Origin of the sequence: Acidocella sp., from assembly GCF_028687955.1 — a bacterium.
Lineage (GTDB): Bacteria > Pseudomonadota > Alphaproteobacteria > Acetobacterales > Acetobacteraceae > Acidocella.
On sequence record NZ_JAQTZC010000067.1, the window covers coordinates 11,766 to 13,305 of the forward strand.

At 61.9% G+C, this 1,540-nt stretch carries 2 protein-coding genes; one reads left to right on the forward strand and one right to left on the reverse strand.

Annotation, left to right across the window (positions count from 1 at the left end):
• On the forward strand, positions 1-657 hold a 657-nt coding region (locus PHE40_RS09135; protein ID WP_366523600.1), incomplete at its 5' end, for a YfhO family protein.
• 242 nt (positions 658-899) lie between these two features.
• On the opposite strand, the gene PHE40_RS09140 is transcribed toward PHE40_RS09135, so the two are convergent.
• Entirely contained in the window at positions 900-1,235 is a 336-nt protein-coding gene (locus tag PHE40_RS09140) for a DUF952 domain-containing protein (RefSeq protein ID WP_299961024.1), read from the reverse strand.
• Positions 1,236-1,540 lie beyond the last annotated feature (305 nt).

Sequence of the window (1,540 nt, forward strand, 5' to 3'; positions counted from 1 at the left end):
TTCTACACCACCGGCCCGTTTACCCCGAACTTCCCCGCCATGTACCGCATCGCCGAATTTAACTTCGTGCAGATCCCTGCGCCGAAAATCTTCACCCTTTATGTGGAGAGGCGGCTCTTCCCCGGTGGCGACATCCTCATCTTCGTCGGCGGCCAGCCCGGGCAGATCGCCGCCCTGCAAAAAAACCTCGCCGCCTATGAGGTCACCGGCATCAAATATGTCGGCGCCGCGCCCGGCACGAATCCCTTTCCGCCAACCGGCGCCGCCCCCGCGCCAACCCTGGCCTTCCAGAGCCCGGCGCTGGACATCTACGAACTTCCCAATCCCGCCCCCTACGCGCAGACCGTCAATGGCGCCTGCACGCTGGCCATCCTCTCCCGCCAGAAGATGCAAACCACCTGCGCGCAACCCGCCACGCTGATCCGGCGTGAAATGATTGACCCCGGCTGGCAGGCTACCGTCAACGGCGCATCAACCCCCGTCCGCCCGATCCTGAAAATATTTCAGCAGGTGGCGCTGCCCGCGGGCACCGCCGTGATCCGCTTTTCCTACATCCCGCCCCACACACATCTGGCCTGCGCCATCGCGCTACTGGCGCTGCTGCTCTGGCTGGCCTGCGCCCGCGCCGCCCGGCGCCGAAACATAACCCAAACGTAAAGGCCGGGGGCGTGTGCCCCGGCACGAAACCCCGATTCATCCTAGAAATAGACGTCGCCGCCTGCCTCTTTGGCTTGCCAAGCGATATTGGGGAAGGTCTCACGACGCCATTTCTCAATCGCTTCCGGGGCGCGCTGGGGGTGGATACACGCATTGCCCCTGAGGCCGAGCGCATTGCCGCCCCTCTGTACCGCGACAATCTGGTCCTCAAAATCGCCCGCGCGGTGGAAAAAATGGTGTCGTCAGGGCAGTTCCACACTGCCATCCGCCGCCCGCGCCAGCGGCGCATGCGCCGTCACCGCGGCCATGCGCAGCCGGCCGTAGAGATGCGGAAATTTCTGCCCCCCGCGCGAGACCTCCCAACGCACGGCCTCGCCCAGTGCCGCCAGATCCACCGCCACCACCACCAGGCTGCTCTGCCCGGTAAAATGCCGGTCCACTGTTCCGGTCAACTGCGCGGAAGTGGAGAGGTGGATATACCCATCCGCCAGATCCACCGGCGCGCCCTCAAAACGCCCCGCCTCCAGCGCCGCAAATTCCGTGCCGGTCAACACCTTGTATGCAGTCTCGTCATTCATGCCTGGCCTCGCGTATTTGCCCATCGTTTCACCCTACTCCGGCCTTGCCCTGCACCCAAATCATGGTGCGCGATAAAAATTTTTCTGGTATTGATTGTTTAAAATAGTTAACTAGAGAAAGATCAGAGGAGCTGTACCATGCCAGATACCCATGCCGCGAGTAACGTCCCGCTTGTTCACCAATGGATGCCTTTCACCGCCAACCGGCAGTTTCTGGAGCAGCCCCGGCTGATCACGCGCGCCGAAGGCGTTTATTATTATAATACACGCGGTGATAAAATCTTTGACGGCTCATCAGGCCTCTA